Annotated in this window: 19 protein-coding genes; 14 read left to right on the top strand and 5 right to left on the bottom strand. The window is 62.3% G+C overall.

Annotated features, from left to right (window positions below; genetic code table 11):
• Positions 1 to 25 precede the first annotated feature (25 nt).
• Genes FNU76_RS18085 through FNU76_RS18095 form a run of 3 tightly spaced genes read left to right on the top strand, consistent with a single transcriptional unit; the run spans position 26 to position 4,630 of the window.
• Entirely contained in the window at positions 26 to 793 is a 768-nt protein-coding gene (locus FNU76_RS18085) for an inositol monophosphatase family protein (protein WP_144279488.1), read from the top strand.
• Between the two features lie 52 nt (positions 794 to 845).
• Positions 846 to 3,050 (top strand): NHL repeat-containing protein, encoded by a 2,205-nt coding sequence (locus FNU76_RS18090; protein WP_144279489.1) that lies wholly within the window; start codon positions 846 to 848, stop codon positions 3,048 to 3,050.
• An 8-nt stretch (positions 3,051 to 3,058) separates the two neighbouring features.
• Positions 3,059 to 4,630, top strand: coding sequence for an ABC transporter substrate-binding protein (locus FNU76_RS18095; RefSeq protein WP_144279490.1), 1,572 nt, complete (start codon positions 3,059 to 3,061; stop codon positions 4,628 to 4,630).
• 2 nt (positions 4,631 to 4,632) lie between these two features.
• Here the strand turns inward: FNU76_RS18095 and queF are convergent, their stop codons facing one another.
• Entirely contained in the window at positions 4,633 to 5,457 is an 825-nt protein-coding gene (gene queF / locus FNU76_RS18100) for an NADPH-dependent 7-cyano-7-deazaguanine reductase QueF (RefSeq protein WP_144279491.1), read from the bottom strand.
• Positions 5,458 to 5,612: 155 nt separating this feature from the next.
• Here queF and FNU76_RS18105 point away from each other — a divergent pair, with 155 nt between their 5' ends.
• The 5 genes from FNU76_RS18105 to aroF all read left to right on the top strand — a co-directional run bounded on the left by FNU76_RS18105 (position 5,613) and on the right by aroF (position 9,678).
• Entirely contained in the window at positions 5,613 to 6,698 is a 1,086-nt protein-coding gene (locus FNU76_RS18105) for a patatin-like phospholipase family protein (RefSeq protein ID WP_144279492.1), read from the top strand.
• A 71-nt stretch (positions 6,699 to 6,769) separates the two neighbouring features.
• The gene (locus tag FNU76_RS18110) at positions 6,770 to 7,132 is read left to right on the top strand and encodes a cupin domain-containing protein (RefSeq protein ID WP_144279493.1); all 363 of its coding nucleotides are present in this window, start codon (positions 6,770 to 6,772) and stop codon (positions 7,130 to 7,132) included.
• A complete protein-coding gene (locus FNU76_RS18115) occupies positions 7,132 to 7,710 on the top strand; it encodes a hypothetical protein (protein WP_144279494.1) in 579 nt (192 codons plus the stop codon). Before FNU76_RS18110 ends, FNU76_RS18115 begins: the two co-directional genes overlap by 1 nt.
• Positions 7,711 to 7,712: 2 nt before the next feature.
• The gene (elbB, locus tag FNU76_RS18120; protein WP_144279495.1) at positions 7,713 to 8,384 is read left to right on the top strand and encodes an isoprenoid biosynthesis glyoxalase ElbB; all 672 of its coding nucleotides are present in this window, start codon (positions 7,713 to 7,715) and stop codon (positions 8,382 to 8,384) included.
• A 277-nt stretch (positions 8,385 to 8,661) separates the two neighbouring features.
• Positions 8,662 to 9,678, top strand: a complete 1,017-nt coding sequence (gene aroF, locus FNU76_RS18125; protein ID WP_144279496.1) for a 3-deoxy-7-phosphoheptulonate synthase — start codon at positions 8,662 to 8,664, stop codon at positions 9,676 to 9,678.
• Positions 9,679 to 9,732: 54 nt separating this feature from the next.
• Here the strand turns inward: aroF and FNU76_RS18130 are convergent, their stop codons facing one another.
• Positions 9,733 to 10,494, bottom strand: coding sequence for a gluzincin family metallopeptidase (locus tag FNU76_RS18130; RefSeq protein ID WP_179958173.1), 762 nt, complete (start codon positions 10,492 to 10,494; stop codon positions 9,733 to 9,735).
• 84 nt (positions 10,495 to 10,578) lie between these two features.
• Between FNU76_RS18130 and FNU76_RS18135 the strand changes: the two genes are divergently transcribed.
• Positions 10,579 to 11,454 carry a prephenate dehydrogenase gene (locus tag FNU76_RS18135; RefSeq protein ID WP_144279498.1) on the top strand — a complete coding sequence of 292 codons (876 nt, stop codon included), beginning with the start codon at positions 10,579 to 10,581 and terminating at the stop codon, positions 11,452 to 11,454.
• Between the two features lie 20 nt (positions 11,455 to 11,474).
• On the opposite strand, the gene FNU76_RS18140 is transcribed toward FNU76_RS18135, so the two are convergent.
• Both FNU76_RS18140 and FNU76_RS18145 read right to left on the bottom strand, forming a co-directional pair.
• The gene (locus FNU76_RS18140; RefSeq protein WP_144279499.1) at positions 11,475 to 12,248 is read right to left on the bottom strand and encodes a FecR family protein; all 774 of its coding nucleotides are present in this window, start codon (positions 12,246 to 12,248) and stop codon (positions 11,475 to 11,477) included.
• 108 nt (positions 12,249 to 12,356) lie between these two features.
• Positions 12,357 to 13,646, bottom strand: a complete 1,290-nt coding sequence (locus tag FNU76_RS18145) for an NAD(P)/FAD-dependent oxidoreductase (protein WP_144279500.1) — start codon at positions 13,644 to 13,646, stop codon at positions 12,357 to 12,359.
• Between the two features lie 163 nt (positions 13,647 to 13,809).
• On the opposite strand from FNU76_RS18145, the gene FNU76_RS18150 reads away from it, so the two are divergent.
• Together FNU76_RS18150 and FNU76_RS18155 are read left to right on the top strand one after the other, a co-directional pair.
• Positions 13,810 to 14,283: a VOC family protein gene (locus FNU76_RS18150; protein ID WP_144279501.1), complete on the top strand. Its 474-nt coding sequence runs from the start codon at positions 13,810 to 13,812 to the stop codon at positions 14,281 to 14,283.
• Positions 14,284 to 14,303: 20 nt separating this feature from the next.
• A complete protein-coding gene (locus FNU76_RS18155) occupies positions 14,304 to 14,777 on the top strand; it encodes a YybH family protein (protein WP_223879082.1) in 474 nt (157 codons plus the stop codon).
• A gap of 3 nt (positions 14,778 to 14,780) precedes the next feature.
• Here the strand turns inward: FNU76_RS18155 and FNU76_RS18160 are convergent, their stop codons facing one another.
• Entirely contained in the window at positions 14,781 to 15,758 is a 978-nt protein-coding gene (locus FNU76_RS18160; protein ID WP_179958174.1) for an ABC transporter substrate-binding protein, read from the bottom strand.
• Between the two features lie 247 nt (positions 15,759 to 16,005).
• Here FNU76_RS18160 and speB point away from each other — a divergent pair, with 247 nt between their 5' ends.
• The 3 genes from speB to FNU76_RS18175 all read left to right on the top strand — a co-directional run bounded on the left by speB (position 16,006) and on the right by FNU76_RS18175 (position 21,129).
• Entirely contained in the window at positions 16,006 to 16,980 is a 975-nt protein-coding gene (gene speB / locus FNU76_RS18165) for an agmatinase (RefSeq protein ID WP_308418570.1), read from the top strand.
• 245 nt (positions 16,981 to 17,225) lie between these two features.
• On the top strand, positions 17,226 to 19,700 hold the full coding sequence (locus FNU76_RS18170; RefSeq protein ID WP_144279503.1) for a TonB-dependent receptor: 2,475 nt from the start codon (positions 17,226 to 17,228) through the stop codon (positions 19,698 to 19,700).
• 103 nt (positions 19,701 to 19,803) lie between these two features.
• Positions 19,804 to 21,129, top strand: a complete 1,326-nt coding sequence (locus FNU76_RS18175; protein ID WP_144279504.1) for an alkaline phosphatase D family protein — start codon at positions 19,804 to 19,806, stop codon at positions 21,127 to 21,129.
• Positions 21,130 to 21,148 lie beyond the last annotated feature (19 nt).

The following is a 21,148-nucleotide window of genomic DNA, read 5'->3' on the forward strand; positions in this document are numbered from 1 at the left end:
AGTCGCCTTTCCCGGAAAGCCCGCCATGTCCCAAGCCGCCGACTTCCTAGCGATTGCCCACCGCCTTGCCGATGCCGCACGGGCGGTGATCCTGCCGCATTACCGATCCGGCCTCGCGATCGACGACAAGGCCGATGCCAGCCCGGTCACCCTGGCGGATCGCGCGGCGGAGCAGGCCATGCGGGCCATACTGGCGGCCGAGCTACCCGAACACGGCATCGTCGGCGAAGAATTCGGCAATCATGGCGAAGACGCCGAGTGGGTTTGGGTGCTCGACCCCATCGACGGCACCAAGAGTTTTATCGTCGGCCGACCCAGCTTCTGTACCTTGATCGGCCTGCTGCACCATGGCATACCGGTGCTGGGCCTGATCGACCAGGCGGTCCTGGCCGAGCGCTGGATCGGTGTGCTTGGCCAGGCCAGTACGTTCAATGGCCAGCCCCTGCGGACATCGACCGCCACCTCCCTGGCCGCCGCCCGGCTTGGGTCCACCGGCCCCCAGTATTTGCCGGGCCAGGCGGGCGAACGCTTCCAGGCGCTGGCCGCTGCCTGCCGGTTCACGGTCTGGGGCGGCGATGCCTACCAATACGCCTTGTTGGCCAGCGGCGGATATGAGTTGGTGGTGGAGAGCGGCTTGAAGCTGCATGACTTCGCCGCCCTGGTGCCGGTGGTGCTGGGCGCGGGCGGGATGATGACCGACTGGCAGGGCAGGGCGTTGGATCGTGATTCCGCCGGCCAGGTACTGGTGGCGGCGACGCCGGAACTCCATGCGGCGGCCATGGCTTATCTGTAAACGAGATACGCCAGACAAAAAAAAGACAAACAGAGGGAACGAGGAAAACCATATGAAGAAAGCCTTACCCGGATATTTACTGCCCAACACCCTGGTGGTGCTTGGCAGCGTATTGTTGGCGGCATGCGGCGGTGGTGGCGATAGCGACGGCGGCGACGGTTCGGGATTGCCGCCTACGTCTGCCCAGATCAGCCTGGTAGGGCCCGCGCAGGAAGTACAGTCATATCGATGCGGCTCCGAGGTAGGCGCCGCCGAACAAGCAAGGTATCCCCGCGATGGTTTGACCTTGCGGCAAGACTATGCCGGCGGCTTGATGGCACAAGAGATCGGCGGTGTGTATCGCATCGACGCCCAGGGGCGCAAAACGCTCATTGCCCAGGATGTCGGATACGCCTTGCGCTTTTTCGATGTGGCGCCCGACGGAAGCGCCTGGTTGGTCTACAACGGCTACCTTGCCGTCCGCGATAGCGCCGGGGTCGAGAACAAGTTGACCGATCTCGCCAATCATAACGATAGCAGTCCGCAGCCGGATGGGCCGCTGGGATCCCAGACCCTGGGGCATGGCCTTTGGGGAATGGCGGTGGGTAGCGAGCGGGTCTATTTCGGGTCGGCCGGTGGATTCCGGGCGATGAGCAAGGACGGCAGTGGTGCCTGGCAACTATCCACCTTGCCCCCCATTCCGCTCGGACAGGTGCCGCCGGACGAAGCAGGCAAGATCACCGCTGTCGATATGGAAACCGATGCGCAGGGTCGCCTATGGGTACTGCGCGATCACCGCACGCAGCGTGAAGTCCGCCGTGATGCGAACAACCGGGTGTACTACAAGGGTGAAGCCACCCTATGGAACTGGTCGGCCGCCGACGGTTGGCGCAGACATTCAAGTCTGAGTTATGACTATGAAGAGGATCTGTTTGCCCGCCAGTGGACAGCCGAGGTCTCGTCCCTCGCTGTCCGCGCGGACGGAAAGATCCTGGTTGCAAGCGCACGCACCGGCGTATTGCATGAGGTCGGCAACGATGGCCAATGGCGCGTCATCCACAGCCCTGAAGGTCGTCGCCCATTCGAGCAGGGCATGGACGGCGACTTGGCCAACGCGGCTGCCATCACGGCATATTCGCCCGTGGCCATGCCGGATGGCGCCACGGTGTTTTACGATACCGAGCACTGCCAGGTACGTCGTCTTGCACAAGGCAAGCTGACTACCCTGTCCGGCCCCAAGGGGAAGGATCCGGCGAACTTTACCGGCGCCGCTTTGTTGGGTGTGGATGCCGATGGACAGATCCTGTATACCCGACATGGCTGGGCAGCTGGGTACGCCAGTGGTAACAGCTATTCGCAGCTGGCGCGATATTCGCTGACTTCCCGGCAAAGCAGCCCGGTGGCCCTCAGTTCCACGATGAGCGCGCCATATTGCGATTCCTATGCCGCCATGCACCAACGCTTCAACGCGTGCGCAGCGCGTTGGGAAGAAGGGGCGACCGGTGAATTCATCGGGTTCGATCCACAGCAGGGGCGGATATATCTGAAAGACGGCGATCACCAGCTGGCGGCATGGCCCTTGTCCGCCAATAGTCCCGTGGTCGATCGGATTGCCGATCGGCCCTTGCAGCCATTGCTTACGCTCCCCGCCAATGCGGAGTCATACTGGCGCGTTGGCGAGTTGACCGCCAACTATTTCAATATGTTCAAGTATCAACGCGTGCCAAGCGGGGATGGGCTGGTTCACTACGAACCCCAACTGTACCGGATCGATCGGAAAAGCGGTGCGCTGCAGGCGGTTGCCGGCAAGTCGGTGGATTCGGCGCAATTCGGCGGCAAGCGGATTTCTCTGGTCGACGAAGCAAACGGCACAGGGCAGTTGCAGGTGGCCGCGCGCCACGATGGCGGCTATTGGTTTGCCAACAACAATGGCGTTTCACTACTTGATGCAGCGGGTGAACTGAAGGTGGTGGTCAGAGGACGCTTGGGTTCCGACTACACGGCGGACAGCCGCAATTTCGGCATGATCGCCGAGATCCACGCGCTGCCGGATGGGCGTTTGCTGGTTGTGGACCTGGGTGCGCATGCAATTCGGACCGTGTCGGAAACCGGGACCATAGAGACGCTGGTCGGGACGCTGAACCAGGCCGGCTTCGGCGCGGGCGCTTTGCCGGGCAAGCTGGATGCCCCCATGTCCGTTGCGGTGCACGGGCGGGATTTGTTTATTTCCTCGGTTACCCATTCGCAATTGGTGCATGTAAAGAATCTCTTCAAATAAGATAAGCAATGATCCTGATCCGCTTGCTGTGCCTTTTGGCCGGTTCTGCCGCCCTGGCAGCGTCGCCGCCCCTGGTGGTGTGCGTCGATAGCGATCCGGATGGGTTCGACTCGGCCTTGTCGGATACCGCCGCGACCCACCGGGCCGCGGCCTATCCGCTATACAACCGGCTGGTGGCTTACGCGCCCGGCACGGCAGCCTTGCAACCGGAGCTGGCGCAAAGCTGGGCCAGCTCGGCGGATGGTTTGCAGTGGACCTTCAAATTGCGGCGCGGCGTGGTTTTCCATCGCAGCGCCGCTTTCCAGGCCAGCCGTCCGTTCAATGCCGATGACGTGCTGTGGAGTGTGCAGCGCCAGCTGGATCCCAAGCATCCCGGTGCGGCGGCTGCGCCCGCCGGTTTTCCCGGTGCGGTCGCCGGTAATTGGAGCGAATTGATACGCGCCGTCGTCAAGCTGGACGATTACACGGTCCGCTTCGACCTGACGCGGCCTTATGCCCCGCTGCCGGCCTTGTTGGCCAGTTGGCCCTTTTCGATTGTCTCGGCGGAATATGGTGAGCGCCTGGCCCAGCGCGGACAGTTGGCCAAGTTGGCCAGCGAGCCGATCGGAACCGGGCCTTACCAATTACTGAAGTACGACAAGGGCGCCATCATCCGCTATGCCGCCCACCCGGGCTATTTCAAAGGACCAGTGGCCATCGGCAAGCTGATATTCAGTATCCAGGCCGATGCCAGCGTGCGTGTGCAGAAGCTGCGTCGTGGCGAATGCCAATTGGCCGATAGCTTGCGGCCTCAGGATAAAGCAGCCTTGGCGGGCGACAGCCGGCTCGCGGTGCGAGCCTATCTGCCGCAGATCACCTCCTTCCTGGCCTTCAATAGCCAGCGCAAGCCTTTTGACGACGCACGGATACGGCGGGCCTTGAGCCTGGCGATAGACCGGGCCGCCATTGTCCGGGCGGTGTACGAGGGGCAGGCCGATACCGGCTTATGGCCGTATTCGGGTAAAGCCTTATGGGGCGTGCCGAGCGGGGCTGCGCCCGCGCCTGATCTTGCCCAGGCGAGGCGACTGCTGAAAGAGGCTGGCTACCCGAATGGATTCGATACCCAGATCTGGGCACGCGTGGGCGGTGGCGCGTCCAACGTCAATCCGAGGCTGACGGCGGAACTGGTACAAGCCGACTGGGCCAAGCTGGGCGTACGCGCCAAGGTGGTGGCCATGGAATCGGCCGAGCTGGGGCGGCGGGGCAGGCTGGGCGAGCACGATACGATCATCTCCGGCTGGATGAACAGCCTCGATCCGGATGAGCTGTACACCAATTTACTGACCTGCCAGGCCGCCACGACCAGCACGGCTCGCTGGTGCGACCCTGCTTTCGACGCCGAGATCGCGTTCGCGCAGGCCGGCAGCGACCGCGCCGCGCGCGACAAGGCCTACCGGTCGGCCGCCGCGCGCTTCGTGACGGCAGCCCCCTGGGCTGTACTGGCCTATCCCTACGCCGGTCTGGCGCACGATAAACGCTTGCTGGGGGTGCAGCCGTCGGCTGCCGCGCCCTACCAGCTGGAACGACTGCGCTGGCCGTGATGCTACTGGCGGGCCGAACGCTGATTGGCCGGCGCCGCCTGGGTAAAACTGGTGCGGAACGGGTTGATATCCAGCCCGCCGCGCCGGGTGTAGCGCGCATAGACCGATAGTGCCTCCGGCCGGCACTGGCGGCTGATATCCATGAAGATCCGTTCCACGCACTGCTCGTGGAACTCGTTATGCCGGCGGAACGAGATCAGGTACTGCAGCAGCCCGGCGTGGTCGATGGCCGGGCCCCGGTAGTGGATCTGCACGCTGGCCCAATCGGGTTGGCCGGTGACCAGGCAGTTGGATTTCAGCAGGTGGGAAACCAGGGTCTCCTCGATCGGTGCTTCCGCCATCGCGCTGCGCAGCAACTGGGGTTGCGGGCTGTAATCGGTGATTTCCACATCCAGCTGGTCGATGCAGTAACCCTCCAGCTCGCCCAGCCGCTCGGCCCCGAATGCCTCGGGCAGGACCAGACGAACCGCGACAAGACTGCCGGCGGCTTGGCTGAGGTCGGCTTGCAGGCGGGTTTTCAGCTCGGCGATGCTGTCCAGGCGAGTCTGATTGAAGCTGTTGAGATAAAGCTTGAAGCTCTTTGACTCGATGATATTGGGAGAATCGGCCGGAATGGTGAAGACCGCCAAGGCAACCTGCGGCTTGCCGCGCGGATTGAGCCAGGACAACTCATAGGCATTCCAGTAGTCGCTGCCGAAGAACGGCAGGCGGGCCGGCACAGCGATTTCCTCGCGCTTGGCCAGGCGGGGGATGGGAAATAGCAGGCTGGGATCGTAATGCTCGATATAGGTGCTGGTTTTACCCAGCGGGGAGAGTTCGGGTTGCATGGTCGTTCCTGTTTGGCTTTTCGCAATTGTAAGGCGTGTTGGGCGCGGGCCGGAATGGCAGAGCTTCCCAGGACGATGTTTAGTTTTTCAACAGCATTGTTGCTTTTGCCTCATTAGAATGTCGTGTCGCCATCCTTTAAGACCTGCGTTTAGACATGTCGCTCTCTCCTGCCATCCATATCGTCCACGGTTCTCCCCTGGTCTGGCGTGCCGGTGCGCGCGTCATGACCCATGTGCGGGCGCAGGGATTGGCGCCGGCCGATATCGGCCTGATTCCCGGCGCCGCCGGTGGGCCCAAGGCCCTGGCGCTGACGGGTTTGGACCAGGCGATTTTTGGCGAGTGGTTGCCGCGTGCGCCGCGTTTGCGCCATTTGCTCGGCAGTTCCATTGGTGCCTGGCGCTTCGTCTGCGCCATGCAGTCCGACCCGGCCCGGGCCCTGGCCAATCTGGCCGAACGCTATACCGCCGAGCACTTCGACGCCGGGGCCGGACCCATCGATGTCGCACTATCGTTGCGACGAATGCTGGACGATCTGTTTCAGGATGCGCCGGCTGCCTTGCTCGACCATCCCGACTATGCCCTGACGCTCACCACGGTGCGGGCACGCGGTCTGCTGGCATCCGAAGGGCCGAAGACGCAGCTCGGCGGGGTGCTGGCCGCCGCCGCCGCCAATATGCTTTCGCGCCGGCTCTATGCGGCGCATTGGATGCGGGTATGGTTTGCCGATCCGCGCCACCCGGCTCCCCCTTTGAGCGCTGATTTCCCCACCCATATCGCACCGCTGCGCGCCGACAATCTATTCGATGCCTTGCATGCCACCGCCGCCATTCCGCTGGTGGTGGCCGGCGTGCGCGACCCCAAGCATGCGCCGCCGGGCCAATACCGTGACGGTGGCCTGCTCGACTACCACCTCGACCTACCCTATACGCAGCTGCCGTTCCTGGTGCTCTATCCGCATTTCTATCCCCATATCGTGCCGGGCTGGTTCGACAAGCGCCTGCCATGGCGGCGCGCCAAACCACACCGCCTGGACAATGTCCTGCTGGTCGCGCCTTCGCCTGCGTGGGTGGCGCAACTGCCCTACGGCAAGATTCCCGATCGCGATGATTTCCGCCGTCTGGATCGCGCCGAGCGGCAGAAGTATTGGCGCCAGGTCACGTCCGAAACTGCGCGGCTGGGCGACGCCTTTTTGGCGGCGGTCGACGGCGAGCGCTTGGCGACCATGCTGCAACCGTTCTGAATCCACGCCGCGGCGCGGGCGGCCTGATATGCCGCGCACACTGTTCACCATACCCAGGGAAACATAAAGCCATGTCAACCGTTACCTTATTCAGTCAACAACAACCAGCGCTCGAACAAGATCACCCACGTCCGGAGCGTTTGCTGACGGGCAATCCGCTACGCAGTACCTGGAACCATTTCATCAATGGCAGCAAGGAGATGTATTCCGGTATCTGGGCTTCCGAGGTAGGGAGCTGGCGCATCGAATTCGGCACGCGGGAGGATGAATTCTTCTTCGTCACCGAAGGGCGATGCCGTATCGTGGATGAGTTCGGCAAAGTGGTAGAAGCCGGTCCCGGCGATGCGCTGGTCATTCCGGCGGGATTCCGTGGCGTATTCGAGGTATTGGAAGCAATGAAGAAGTACTACGTGATTATCGAGCGCACTAGCTGATGGCCCGCCCGGGCTCCTTATCCCATCGATTGAAACGAGCCGCCACCGCACCGCTGGTGTTGTTGGCGGCTTTGTTTATTTTTCTCGAAACCTTTCTGTGGGATGAGCTGGCCCGCCTGTTCGGCATCCTGTCTCGCCTTCCCCTTTGGGCCCGTTTGGAACGCTGGATCGCCGGTGTGCCGGCTTGGGCGGCATTGCCACTGTTCCTGGTGCCGATGCTGTTGTTATTTCCCATCAAGTTGGCAGCGATCTGGTTGCTGGCGCGGGGACATATGCTGTTGGGCGTACAGCTTTTGCTGGCGGCCAAGCTGGGCGGTACGGCGCTGGCGGCGCGCTTGTTCATGCTGCTCAAGCCCACTTTGCTGACCATACCGTGGTTTGCGCGCGGCTACGCTGGCCTTGTGCGGTGGCGGACGCGTATATTTGCACGCTTGCATGAAATGGCCTGGTGGCAGGCGGCGCAGGGCTTGATCGGCGCAGTACGTCTGCATTTGGCTCGCTGGCGTGCTAAGCCTGGTATATGGAGCCGGCTGGTGCAACGCATGCGCCGGCGGCGGCAGAATAAAACAAGGAGATAGGCATGGCGAAAGTGGCAGTGGTGCTATCGGGTAGCGGTTACCTGGATGGCAGCGAGATTACCGAAGCGATCGCGACGCTGGTGATCCTCAGCCAACATGCGATTGCTTACGATTGCTTCGCGCCCGACCGGGCACAGCGGCATGTGGTGGATCACCTGAGCGGCGAACCCGGCGAGGAAGGCCGCAATATGCTGGTCGAGTCCGCCCGCATCGCCCGTGGCGAGATCGCCGCACTCGATACCCTGGTACCGGAAGACTACCAAGCCATCATCTTTCCCGGCGGATTCGGCGCCGCCAAGAATCTCTGCACCTTTGCCGACGACGGCCTGGACGCGCGCCTGCACGACGATGTAAAAAAAGCCTTGATGCCCTTTGTGCTGGCCAAAAAGCCGGTGGTGGCCATCTGCGCGGCGCCCTTGCTGCTGGCCCTGGCCGCGCGCGAGGCGGGCTATGTCAAAGCGCGCATCACCGTGGGTACCGGCGGCAATCCCCTGTCGGAAGCGATCGAGGCATGGGGCCAATACCATTTTCCACTGGCGGTGGACCAAGCCTGCCTGGATTCGGAAAACCGCTTTATTTCCACCCCGGCCTATATGTTCGACGACGCTACCCCGGCGCAGATATTCGCCTCGGTGCAGGTGGCGATTGCTGCACTCCGCGAACTTTTAGGTTAAGCTGGCCTTCTAACTTTCCTCAGACGCTTCAGCCATAACGACCATGCGCAAGCAAACCAGCTTTTTTTCGTTTTATTACTTCCCGACCACTAGTTGACGCGGGCAGCCCGGTTTCACCCTGAGGAAACCAAGAATCAAGCAAGGCGGGCCCACAAGGCCCGCCTTTTTTGTTGTTTTTTTTCGGCAGCCCGCCTGTCGCCGAGCCCGCAGCCTTGATCAAGCTGCGCAACGGTACAGCGGCCTCCGTCCCCACTCAATCGTGTAGCAAAGGATAATCATGATCATCGTAATGTCCCCGCAAGCCAGCCAGGCCGATCTGGATGCCGTCGTCGCCAAAATCCGCGCGGCCGGTCTTACCGAGCATATTTCCCGCGGCAGCGAGCGCACCATCGTCGGCGCCATCGGCGACGAGCGTCCGCTGAGCGAGCAAGCCTACGAGCAGATGGCCGGGGTCGAGCGCGCCATCCATATCGTCAAGCCGTACAAGCTGGTCGCCCGCGAAGGCCATCCGGCCGGCAGCATCATCGATATCCGCGGCATCAAGCTGGGTGGCAAGCAAATCCAGGTGATCGCCGGCCCCTGCTCGGTGGAAACCGAAGCGCAGATGCAACTGGCCGCCGCCGGGGTGCATGCAGCCGGTTGCCGCATGATGCGTGGCGGGGCCTTCAAGCCGCGTACCAGCCCCTATGCCTTCCAGGGCCTGGGCGTGCAGGGTCTGGAGTACTTCCAGGCTGCCGCGCGGGAATACGATATGCCCATCGTGACCGAGCTGATGGACGTACGCATGCTCGACACCTTTATGGCGCACGATGTGGACGTCATCCAGATCGGCGCCCGCAATATGCAGAACTTCGACTTGCTCAAGGAAGTAGGGCGGGTCAATAAGCCGGTCATTCTCAAGCGCGGCTTGTCGGCGACCATCGCCGAGTGGCTGATGGCGGCCGAATACATCGCCGCCGGCGGCAACAACAATATCATTCTGTGCGAACGCGGCATCCGCACCTTCGAAACCGCTTACCGCAACGTGCTGGACGTCACCGCCATCGCCATGCTCAAGCGTGAAACCCACCTGCCGGTACTGGTCGATCCCAGCCATGCCGGCGGCAAGGCCTGGATGGTGCCGGCACTGTCCCGCGCCGCCGTGGCGGCCGGTGCCGATGGTTTGCTGGTGGAAATGCACCCGAACCCTTGCGAGGCCTGGTGCGATGCCGACCAGGCATTGACGCCGCAGGAACTGGAAGAACTGATGGCGTCGCTGCGACTGATCGCCCAGGCCGTCGGCCGGGAGCTTTAAGCAAGAGGGCGGTAGCGTCAGGCCGGTGCGAGGGGCCTGGCCCCTCTCGCTGGTTCAACGGCGCTGGTAGCCGTTCGCCAGTTCCTGCGCGATTTCATAGATGCGCTCGCTGGTAGTGATGACATTGCGGCGCAGCTGGGGATCGTCGTTCTTCTTGGCCAGTTCATCGATGGCTTGCTGGAAGAAGAACCACTGGCTGTCCATCAGGCTTAGCCGGCCCTTTTGGGACTGGCTATTGCCCGGCAGGGCCTTCAGGCCCTTGCTCAGCGTTTCGAACTCGGCGCGGGCGGCGGCCAGGTCCTTGGGGAGAAAACCCAGCTTCACGCCATAACTCTGCAAGAGATAGATCTTGGCCAAACGCTGCGAGACAGTGGCAATATCCTCGGCCATGCGTAAGGGCTTGAATTCCGCATTGCCGCGCGCCTCGATCAGTTGGCTCCCCTTTTGGGCGATCCAGGCCAGCTCTTCGGATTGTTCCGACAGTGATTTTGCGCCCTCGCGGGTGGCGGGCGCCGCGGTCAGGGTCTTGTAGTCGGCCCAAAGCTGTTCCAGCAAGGCGTAGTTCTCGCTCAGCTCCGCATCCGGCTTGCTGGCGGTCTTCAGCTCCTGCAACTGTTTTTCGAACAGCTTGGCGGCCTCGTCATACTGCTTGCGCGCCTCCGCATTGCTGGGTTCCAGCCCGCGCCAGGCATAGGTCTTGGCGATGCGCTCGGCCAGCAGTCTTTGGCTGGCCGCTTGCTCCAGCGAGGGTTTGACGGTCTCGGCGGCAAGACAGCTGAGGGAAAACAGGGCAAGGATCAGAACGGGCAGGCGCACATCGGGCTCCAGAAGGTGAGGGTCTAATAGCTGCAAGTATGCCGCGCGCTGCGGCAGCGACAAAATAGGAAAGCGAGCGTACCCATGCGGGAAGTAGCTGTGGCGAAGTTGGTGGTGATAGGCGTGGGCTTGATCGGCGGTTCCTTCGCCTTGGATCTGCGGCGCGCGGGCGCCGTGCGCGAAGTGGTCGGGGTGGGCCGCTCGGCCGACAACCTGGCCCGCGCCCTGCAACTGCGGGTGGTCGATGCCGCCAGCCAGGATGCCGCCGCGGCCGTCGCGGATGCCGACCTGGTTTTGCTGGCGACGCCGGTCGGCCAGATGGATGCACTATTGGGCGGTATTGCCGCTTCCCTGCCGCGCCACGCCATCGTGATGGATGCCGGCAGTACCAAGCGCGATGTGGCTGCGCTGTTTCGCCGTCATCTGGCCGATAGCCTGGACCGCTGCATCCCCGCCCATCCCATCGCCGGCTCCGATCTGTCCGGCGCGGCGGCGGCTCGATATAGCCTGTACGAAGGACGCAAGGTCGTGCTCTGCCCGCTGCCGGAAACCGCACCAGCCGTGGTCGAACGGGTCAGTGCCCTGTGGCGCATCTGCGGCGCCGACCTGGTATGCCTGGATGCCGAGCAGCACGACGCGGTTTTTGCCGCCGTCAGCCATCTACCGCATCTGCTGGCCTTCGGCTATATGAATACGATCCTGGCCCGCCCCGACGCGGATACCTGCCTGGCGCTGGCCGCCAGCGGCTTCCGCGACTTTACCCGCATTGCCGGCGGCCACCCGGAAATGTGGCGTGACATCGCCTTGGCCAACCGCGATAGCCTGTTGCGGGATCTGGGCGCCTTCCGGCAGCAGCTGGACCTGTTGATCGGCCAGCTGGAAGCGAAGGACAGCGACGCGCTGGCGGCGGCTTTCGCGACAGCAAGCCAGGCTCGACAAGCCTGGCCTCCGGCACGCTAGCCGCCGCGCGCGACCCTTCCTCAATGCGACGGCGGGGAATGGTGCGTTGCCGTACTGTCGTCGCTATTGCTGGTGGCCGCTACGCCGGCCGCCACTGCCGCACCCGCTGCTATCGCACCGCCGCTGACACCGGCGGTGCCTGCCGTGGAGCCCACGCTGCCGGCCGAGGCGCTGCCGGCCGCCGCACTCAAGGACAGATTCGGCAGCGAGCCGAATACGTTCGCGGGCAGTTGCGAGAAGGAGACCAGTTGCGAGGTATTGGCGCCGAGGGTGGCCGAGTATTGCCCGGCATCCACCAGCAAGGTATTGGCGCCCTGGTTGATCACGATGCCGCCGTTATTGACGCCGGTGAATAAGCCGTTGTTCTGCAAGGCCGCCATCCAGTCGCTACCGCGAATGCCGATGGTGGCGGTCGGTGTTTCCAGCCGGAATGCCGCCTTGTTGCCACGGCCGATCAAGCCGGTCACCGCGCGCAGGCTGCCGCGCAACATCGAAAAGAAGGCATTGCCCTGTTCCGGTGCGGCTGCGGTGAAGCGGAACTGCTTGATGCGGAAATCAGTGTTTTTCTCCAGCGCCACCACCTGGCCATCGTCGAACCGCATGACGACCAGCCCATTATTGCCGGTCACGATCTGGCTGCCGTTTTCCACTCGGTTGCCGGTAACCAAGGCGCTGCGCGTACCCTCGGCGGTCGTGACGAAAACAGTGCCGGATGAGCTGGTGATATTGGCTGCCGCCAAGGCCGAGGTGGCCACCAGCAGTGAGAGGAGCGAAAATATTGGTTTGCTGAACAAGATGATTCCCCCTATGACCGGTAAAGAAATTCCCCCGTGTAAGTAATAGCAGGTCAACTTGTGTTGTGAGCGGCAATTGTGTCCGGGACGAAGCCGGGCAGCGATCGTCTATAAAAAATCCTTCATGCGATACCAGGCCATCCCCAATACAAGGCTGGGTGTGCGCAGCAGCTTGCCGCCGGGGAAGGGCAGGTGGCTGATTTTTTCGAACAGGTCCAGGCGTTCGTTCTGGCCGGCGATCGCTTCGGCGACCAAGCGGCCGGCCAGGCCGGTAATGGCCACGCCGTGGCCGGAAAACCCTTGGCAGAAGTAGCAATTCGGCGTCAGCCGTCCCCAATGGGGCGCGCGGTTCATGGTGATATCGACAAAGCCCCCCCAAGCGTGCTCGATGCGGACATCGGCCAGTTGCGGAAATACGCGCAGCATATCGCTGCGCATGGCTTCGGCCAGGCGGGGCGGCGGCAGGCCGGAATAGCTCACCTTGCCGCCGAACAACAAGCGGTGGTCGGCCGTCAGGCGGTAATAGTCGAGCACGAACTGCGTATCCGCCACCGCGAAGTTGGGGTTGATCAAGGCTTTGGCACGCGCCTCGCCCAGTGGCTCGGTGGTGATGCAATAGGTCCCCACCGGCATGATCTTGCGGCCCAAGCCGGCCACCAGGTCGCCCATCGAGACATTGGCGGCGAGCACCAGCTGGCCACAATCGACCACTCCGGCCGCGGTATGGACGCGAGGCCGTTCGCCTTGTTCGATGCGCTCCACCGGGGTGTTCTCATATAGGCGCGCACCGGCTGCTTGCGCGGCGCGCGCCAGGCCCAAGGCATATTTGAGCGGATGGATATGGCCGCCGCGCGCATCGTACAGGCCGCCGCTATAGCGGGGACTGTCGAGGTGGCTGCGCAATTCGGCTTTGTCCCACAGCGTGTAGTGGTGGTAATCGAAACGCTTGGCGGCTTCGTCCTGCCAGGCAGCCAGTTCGGCGAACTTGGCTGGCTTCACGGCCGCCAGGGCATGGCCGCGCTGCCAGTCGCAGGCGATCTGGTGCCGGGCGATCCGGTCTTCCATGATATCGATGGCCTCCAGCGACATATCCCACATGGCGCGCGCGGCGTCTTCACCGACGGCGCCGGCAAGGGTGTCCATATCGCAGGCGTAGCCATTGATGACCTGCCCGCCATTGCGGCCGGAGGCGGCATGCGCCAGGCGCGAACCTTCCAGCAGGATGACCGAGTAGCCGCGTTCGGCCAGATTGAGCGCGACCGATAAACCGGCCAGCCCGCCGCCCACCACGCAGACATCGCAGCTGGCGCTGCCGTCCAGGGCCGGCAGCGTGGGAATGTCCGGGGTACTGGCGACATAGTAGGAATCGATATGGGCTTGGCGTTGATATTTCAGCATGTCGGAATTCACAAAGGTGGCGATCAAGCGGCAGCGGTTCGAGCCAATGGCACGCTAGCACTGTTGAATATAATTTACAAGGCGTTGATTTGATCGCACGGCATGGCGCGACAGGATTTCACTGTCTACACTTTGGCTTTCATGCGCACAGGAGGAGCTTGAAATGTCCAATAAAGTCAAACCCATCCCCGAGGGATATCACAGCGTGACGCCTTATCTCACGGTCAGCGACGGCAAGGCCGCCCTGGACTTCTACCAGCGCGCCTTCGACGCCAAGGTGGTGATGCAGATGCCGGGTGAGAACGGCAAGGTGATGCATGCCGATATCCTGCTGGGTAATTCGCATGTGATGCTGTCGGACGAATTTCCCGACTATGGCGCGCTCAGTCCGAAGACACTGGGCGGACGCAGCGGTACCGTGATGTTGTATGTCGAGGATGTGGATGCCGTGGTCGCCAGCGCGGTCGCAGCCGGCGGCGTGCTGGAGCGGCCGGTCGCCGACCAGTTCTATGGCGACCGGGTCGGGATGGTCCGCGACCCATTCGGCCATGGCTGGCATATCTCCACCCATATCGAGGATGTGCCCGATTCGGAAATGGAGAAGCGCATGCGGGAATGGGAATCTAAAAACAGTTGATAGGGGGAAGCATGGTCGAAATGCGCGGAATACTCTTGGCTCTGCTGGGCTCGTTCCAGGTTGCCACGGCGGACGTCGCCATACCCAAGATGCCGGTATCGAGTATGCCGGCTGGGGAGGTGGCCAAGGAGCAGGTACGCAATGCCGAACGCGCATTCGCCAAGACCATGGCCGACCGTGACCTGACCGCGTTTGCCGGCTTCCTGGCCGATGATGCGGTTTTCTTCGCTGGTATCGAGGCCCTTCGCGGTAAGCAGGCCGTGGTCGCGGGCTGGAAGCGATTCTTTACCGGCCCCAGCGCGCCATTCTCGTGGGCGCCCGAACAAGTCGAGGTGCTGGCATCAGGCACGCTGGCGCTCAGCAGCGGGCCGGTACTCGACGCCCAAGGCAAGCGGGTGGCGGTATTCAATTCGATTTGGCGTTTGGAAGCGCCGGGGATCTGGCGAGTCGTGTTCGACAAGGGGGGCGAGGTCTGCGACTGCGGCAAGCCGTGATGGTTAGTCCACCCATTCCGCCTTTTCCTGAAGCTCGCGCGGCACTGCGATACCCCAGCGGGCAATCGCGCTACGGCTGATCAACAGTCTATAGGTAGACGGTGTGACGGGCGGCATGACGCGCATCGGATCGGCCAGCTTGGCCAATATCAGCGGCACCGCCTGCGCTCCCTGCTCGGCGGCGGCATTCACATAACCGGCCATGGCCAGTCCCCGCCCGATGGCGTAGTCATTGTTGCAGTAAGTGGGTATGCCGGCTTTACCGGTGGTCCATTCCAGCACCTCCTGACCGCTGACCGGCCGTTCGCCTTCCTTCAAGGAGAAATAAGTCAGCATCAGCAGGGCGTGGTCGGGCCCGCTGAAAGACTGCACCGCCTTTTGCCAGGCCGCCAAGGTATCGACCAGTTGCACCGACACATCGATGCCGGCCACCATTTGGCGGGGACGCGACTGGAAGGTGTAGTCATACATCTGCTTGCTGGTCAGGTCGGTATCCAGCAGAACCAGGATACGTTTCAGCTCCGGCTGCATCTGCTTGGCCAGCAACAAGGTCTGGCGGATGGAGGGGCGTTCCAGCACCCCGGTAATATTGGGCGCGGGCTTATCCAGGTAGGTGGTCGGCGAGCCGTTGATGCCCAGGTAAACGACCGGCAGGCGGCTACCCGCCAAGCGCGGACCGAGGAATTTGAGTGCGGCATCATCGCCCAGCACAACCGCGTCGGGCTTGCTGGCCTGTATCAGCGCCCAGGCCTTGTCGCCCATGGCCGCATGGCTTTCCTTCGGCAGGCGCTTGGTATCCATCTCGAAGAAGCTCAGCTTGGCGCGGCCGGCCAGGCCATGCTGCAAGGCGCCGGTATAGCCGGCATCCCACAAATAGGCAGCGTGATAACTTTCCACCACCAGTACCTTGGGCAGCTCTCCGGCGAATGCGGCGCATATCCACAGGCACGGTAGCAGCCTGGCTGGCAAGGTGAGGCGCATGACGATTCTCCGGCCGATTGGGGAACGAGTCATTTCATACTAGCAGCGTGCAGCGTAAGAGGATAAACACGTATTGCCGCCACGCAGAATGACAGTATTTGCTTATGTTCTACGGGGAGTCGCTGTATCATGGCGCCGTTTTACCGCGCGGGGAGAGTGCTCGCGGCAGCCTCCACGCGTCGGCTGTTGAAAGATGGACGGGAGACGTCCAGCGTATGCGCGCGGGCGCAATCGGAGTCCTGTCGAAATGACAAAACCGATCTTGCAAGAACCCATCCTCGGCGATGGCGCCATTCGCCGCGAAGGCCTGTACGGCAGCAGCGTGGAAAATACCTATGCCGGCGTGCTGAGCTTTATGCGCCGCAAGTACACGCGCGAGTTGGCGGGCGCGGATGTGGTCATCAGCGGTGTGCCGCTGGACCTGGCCGTCACCTTCCGCTCCGGCGCACGGCTCGGACCGGCGGCGATACGCGCCGCCAGCGTGCAGTTGGCCGAGCTCAAGCCTTACCCCTGGGGTTTCGATCCCTTCGAGGACCTGGCGGTCATCGACTACGGCGATTGCTGGTTCGATGCCCACAATCCGATGACCATCACGCCCAGCATCGTCGAACATGCCCGCACCATCCTGGCCAGCGGCGCCAAGATGCTGACCCTGGGCGGCGATCACTACATTACCTATCCGCTGCTCAAAGCGCATGCGGAGAAATACGGCAAGCTTTCGCTGATCCATTTCGACGCCCATTGCGACACCTGGGCGGACGATAGTCCGGATAGCCTGAACCACGGCACGATGTTCTACAAGGCCATCAAGGACGGCATTATCGATCCGCACACCTCGGTGCAGATCGGCATCCGTACCTGGAACGACGATTTCATGGGGATGAATATCCTCGATGCCGCCTGGGTACATGCCAATGGGCCCCAGCAAACCCTGGAGCGCATCCTGCAGATCGTCGGTCAGCGGCCTACCTACCTGACCTTCGATATCGATTGCCTCGACCCGGCCTTCGCTCCGGGTACCGGCACGCCGGTACCGGCGGGCCTGAGCAGCGCGCAAGCCTTGCACATCATTCGCGGCATGGGTCCGGCCAACCTGGTCGGCATGGATGTCGTGGAAGTTTCGCCGGCTTACGATCAGAGCGAAATCACCGCCCTGGCCGCAGCGCATATTGCTGCCGACCTACTGTGTGTTTTACGCAACCAAAAGCTTGCGGCCGCCTAGTCGGCCAATAAGCTAACTAGCGCTTGCTCTGAGAAAAGCAAGTGCTCGAAAAGTCAGTAAATACGGGGCGGCCAAGGCTGTCCCGTATTTTTTCCTTACGATTTTGTCGCAAAACCTTCACAAAATTGTAACGAAAAGTTTGTCCAATTTTCCTGATTTCCCCTTAGTCTTCGCGCCTTTGCCGGATAGCCCGCTTTGCCGAGCCGCTGTCTAGCCGCGAGAAACCAAAACGGAGTGATTTACCAATGCGATTCAAACAAAGCCCGCTGGCCCTGCTTGTGGCTGGCCTGTCTGCCAGCTTGTGGGCAGCCGATGCCGTCGACGCGAACGCTGAACAGAGCATCAAGATCGAAGGCAAGGGTGTGTTTGCCGGTGGCAAGATGGTTTACGAAGAAGCCGCCAAGGCGCGTGCTACCGTAACCAAGAAAGCCATCGAAGAAAAGACCTCGACCGCCAATGCCTACCAGCTGATCGACAAGCTGCCCGGCATCAATGCCCACTCGCAAGACGGCAGCGGCTTGTTCGGCGGTACCCTGACCGTGCGCGGCTTCTCCGCCAGTCAAATGGGTTTCACCGTGAACGGCGCCCCCGTCAACGACTCGGGCGGCTACGAGGTTTACCCGATGGAATACGTCGATTCGGAAAACCTTGAGGAAATCTTCGTTACCCAAGGCACCACCGACAACGACGCACCCCATATCGGCGCCACCGGCGGCAACGTGGGCCTGGTGCTGCAAAAGCCGCAGGACGCCTTCCGTCTGCGCCTGACCCAGACCATGGGCATGAACAGCCTTTACAAGACCTTTGCCCGTATCGATACCGGCAAGACCGGTCCGGTCAAATCGTTTATCTCGATCTCCGACTCGCACGGCAACAAATGGCGCGGCGAAGGCCGGGCACGGCGCTTCCATATCGATGCCAACACCATGTGGAACCTGGGTGGCGGCAGCGAGATTTCGGGCGCGGTAATGTACAACAAGATGGACAACCATTTCTTGCGCCGCGCGCGCATGACCGACTGGCAAGCCAACCGCGAATATGACTACGATGCCAAATTCGCCGGCCGCCAGATCCGTCCCGGCGTGGCCGACAACGAAAGCGGCTTGACCAACTATTTCGAGCTGAACCGCAACCCCTTCGAGAACTACCAGGTGACCCTGAAGAGCAAGTTCATGCTCTCCAACAACCTCAGCCTCGATATCGATCCCTACTTCTGGCACGGCAAGGGCGGCGGCAGCAGCGGCACCACCCTGAACGAAACCAGCTACACCAGCGGCATGACCGGCTGCCCGAACGGCCGGCCCGGCCGCGACCTGAACGGCGATGGCGATTGCCTGGACACCAATGTGCTGGGCTACACCATCTCCAAGACCGTGACGGATCGTCCCGGTGTGACCGCGCGCCTGAACTGGGCAGTGAGCGGCCACAAATTGATGGCGGCCGTATGGTATGAAGCGGCCCGTCACCGTCAGACCCGCCCGGTCGTGGCGGTCGGCGCCAACGGCATCCCGCTCGACATCTGGGCGGATGAATCGATCACTCGCGCCGATGGCAGCGCATACAACGGTTTCTCCGGCGGCCTGGCCCGCAACTGGAAGACCAACACCACGGTGACCCAGCTGACCCTGCAGGATGGCTTCGACGTGGGCGACAACTTGAGCTTCCTGCTGGGCGTGCGTACGCCTCGGACCGAACGGGAAGCCATCAGCTACGGTGCCGGTTCCGAAGCCGAACAGGCCGCCTTCGTCCGCGAACGCGGCGGCCAGGGCGGCGCGGTGAGCGATACCCGTCGCTGGAACCAGGTGTTGCCGAACATCTCGGCCAAGTACGCCATCAACGAGCGCAGCCACGCCTTCGTCGCCATCTCGAAGAATGCCAAGACCCCGGCCAACTTCAGCCTGTTCGAATCGATCCAGGACAACAAGCTGGTCGGCGCCGACAGCCGCTTCACCAGCCGCGAACTGGCACCGGAAAAGTCGCTGAACGTTGACCTTGGCTATCGCTATCAGGGCGATTCCTTCAATTTCAACGGCTCGGTCTTCCTGGTCAACTTCAAGGATCGTCAATCGCAACGTACCGACGATGACGGCACCAAGCGTAACTACAACGTGGGCGACACCAAGAAGCGCGGCTTCGAACTGGAATTCGGCACCAGCCAGCGCAAGGGCGTGTCCTTCTACGGTTCGGCCAGCTTTATCCGCGAACGCCTGTCGGACGACTTCGTGCAGTACGTAGGCGTCAACAGGGCCGCCACCGGCACCACGCCGGAAACCCGCGCCGCACAGGTTGCCCTGCCGACCGCCGGCAAGACCATGACCGATGCACCGAAGTGGCTGCTGGGCATGGGCGCCAACTACCAGAAGGGTGGCTTTGCCGCCGGCCTGGGCGCCAAGTACACCGGCAAGCGCTACGGCGACCTGATGAACCAGGAAGTCGTGCCCAGCTCCACGGTCTGGGACCTGAACATGGCCTATAAGTTCGCCAGCATCGCGGCCATGAAGCGGCCTACCGTGCGCGTCGCGGTCAGCAACCTGTTCGACAAGAACTACCTGGGCGGTATCCCCACCACTCAGATCAACGCCCAGAAGCTCGACGTCAACAACGGTCTGCGGGTGATCGATCCGGGCAAGAATGTAGCCTTGTCGGTGGCCGGTTCGGCGCCAAGCTACGATATCGGTTCGCCGCGCTTCGTCAGCGTATCGTTCACCGCCGATTTCTAAGCGGATAACGAAAGCCTGATCGCAAAACGGCGACTACCCAGGTAGTCGCCGTTTTTGCGTACCTGCCCCCGGCAAGGTGGTTTTCCCATGAGGAGGAATAAAGATGAAGATGCAGTACCTGTTACTTTGTGCCGCACTCGGCCTGGGCGCGCAAGCCGCCGAACTGGCGGCAGGACCCATGGCGGGACCGCCCAGCATGCGCGGCGTGACCCTATGGCTGCAGGCCGATGGAGCGGCACGCGCCGCCATCGAATACTGGCCGGAAGATAGCCAGGCCAGCAAAAGGCGCAGCGCGCCCGTGACGCTGGACGCCAGCGAGCAGTTCGCCGGCAAGATCAGTTTGTTCGGCCTGGAGCCCGGCCGGCGTTACGGCTACCGGGTGGTGCTGAACGACAAGCCGGCCGGCAAGCAGACCTATCGCTTCGCCACCCAGGAACTGTGGCAGTGGCGCAAGGACGCACCCGATTTCACCGTACTGGCGGGTTCCTGCAACTACGGCAACGAGCCCGGCTACGACCGCCCGGGCAAGCCCTATGGCGACCACCATCTGACCGTGTTCAAGACCATGGCGGCGCAGAATCCCGACCTGACCCTGTGGCTGGGCGACAATCTGTACTACCGCGAAGTGGATTTCAGCCCGGAAGGCATGGCTTATCGCTGGCAGCGCGACCGCAGCCAGGGATATCTGCAGCCGTTGCTGCAACTGGGCGCCCATGCGGCGATCTGGGACGACCACGATTACGGCCCCAACGATGCCAACAGCAGCTTTGTGCTCAAGGGCGAGTCGCTCAAGCTACAGAAGCGCTATTGGGCCAACCCCAGCTATGGCCTGCCCGAAACGCCAGGTGTGTTCACCACTTTCAGCTTCAACGACGTCGATTTCTTTATGTTGGACGATCGCTATTGGCGCGACGACAACCGCTTCCCGGACGCTGCCGACAAGGCCATGTTCGGTCGCGAACAGATGCGTTGGCTGAAAAACGCCTTGCTGGCGTCCACCGCACCGTTCAAGGTGATCGCGGGCGGCACCCAGTTGATGAACAAATCCGGCCAGAGCGATTCCTGGCACGATTTCCCGGTCGAGCGGGACGATTTCATCGAATTCCTCAACAAGACCAAGCTGGAAGGGGTGCTGTTCCTCTCCGGTGACGTACATCGCAGCGAGTTGACCAAGGTCGAACGGTCAGGCGCCTATCCGCTCTACGACCTCACTTGTTCGCCGATGACCTCGGGCATCTATGTGGACAAGCGACAAAGCGAGCGCGCCAACCTGGTGCCGGGCACCTCGGTCATGGGCGAGCGCAATTTCTGCCAGCTGCGCTTCGAAGGCAGCAAGGCGGAACGGCGTTTGTTGCTGCGGGTGTACAACGACAAAGGCGAGCTGAAATGGGAAAAGCCGCTGAGCCGGAAGGAATTGACTTACCAATAGGGTTCGAAGCGAAACGGCA

This window comes from Chitinimonas arctica (assembly GCF_007431345.1).
Lineage (GTDB): Bacteria > Pseudomonadota > Gammaproteobacteria > Burkholderiales > Chitinimonadaceae > Chitinimonas > Chitinimonas arctica.

Excerpts from the sequence above, each read along its gene's own strand:
- FNU76_RS18095 (WP_144279490.1), top strand. The coding sequence starts at position 3,059 with ATGATCCTGATCCGCTTGCTGTGCCTTTTGGCCGGTTCTGCCGCCCTG.
- FNU76_RS18085 (WP_144279488.1), top strand. The coding sequence starts at position 26 with ATGTCCCAAGCCGCCGACTTCCTAGCGATTGCCCACCGCCTTGCCGAT.
- elbB (WP_144279495.1), top strand. The coding sequence starts at position 7,713 with ATGGCGAAAGTGGCAGTGGTGCTATCGGGTAGCGGTTACCTGGATGGC.
- queF (WP_144279491.1), bottom strand. The coding sequence starts at position 5,457 with ATGCAACCCGAACTCTCCCCGCTGGGTAAAACCAGCACCTATATCGAG.
- speB (WP_308418570.1), top strand. The coding sequence starts at position 16,006 with ATGACAAAACCGATCTTGCAAGAACCCATCCTCGGCGATGGCGCCATT.
- FNU76_RS18175 (WP_144279504.1), top strand. The coding sequence starts at position 19,804 with ATGAAGATGCAGTACCTGTTACTTTGTGCCGCACTCGGCCTGGGCGCG.
- FNU76_RS18110 (WP_144279493.1), top strand. The coding sequence starts at position 6,770 with ATGTCAACCGTTACCTTATTCAGTCAACAACAACCAGCGCTCGAACAA.
- FNU76_RS18135 (WP_144279498.1), top strand. The coding sequence starts at position 10,579 with ATGCGGGAAGTAGCTGTGGCGAAGTTGGTGGTGATAGGCGTGGGCTTG.
- aroF (WP_144279496.1), top strand. The coding sequence starts at position 8,662 with ATGATCATCGTAATGTCCCCGCAAGCCAGCCAGGCCGATCTGGATGCC.
- FNU76_RS18160 (WP_179958174.1), bottom strand. The coding sequence starts at position 15,758 with ATGCGCCTCACCTTGCCAGCCAGGCTGCTACCGTGCCTGTGGATATGC.
- FNU76_RS18155 (WP_223879082.1), top strand. The coding sequence starts at position 14,304 with ATGCGCGGAATACTCTTGGCTCTGCTGGGCTCGTTCCAGGTTGCCACG.
- FNU76_RS18150 (WP_144279501.1), top strand. The coding sequence starts at position 13,810 with ATGTCCAATAAAGTCAAACCCATCCCCGAGGGATATCACAGCGTGACG.
- FNU76_RS18170 (WP_144279503.1), top strand. The coding sequence starts at position 17,226 with ATGCGATTCAAACAAAGCCCGCTGGCCCTGCTTGTGGCTGGCCTGTCT.
- FNU76_RS18115 (WP_144279494.1), top strand. The coding sequence starts at position 7,132 with ATGGCCCGCCCGGGCTCCTTATCCCATCGATTGAAACGAGCCGCCACC.
- FNU76_RS18105 (WP_144279492.1), top strand. The coding sequence starts at position 5,613 with ATGTCGCTCTCTCCTGCCATCCATATCGTCCACGGTTCTCCCCTGGTC.
- FNU76_RS18145 (WP_144279500.1), bottom strand. The coding sequence starts at position 13,646 with ATGCTGAAATATCAACGCCAAGCCCATATCGATTCCTACTATGTCGCC.
- FNU76_RS18090 (WP_144279489.1), top strand. The coding sequence starts at position 846 with ATGAAGAAAGCCTTACCCGGATATTTACTGCCCAACACCCTGGTGGTG.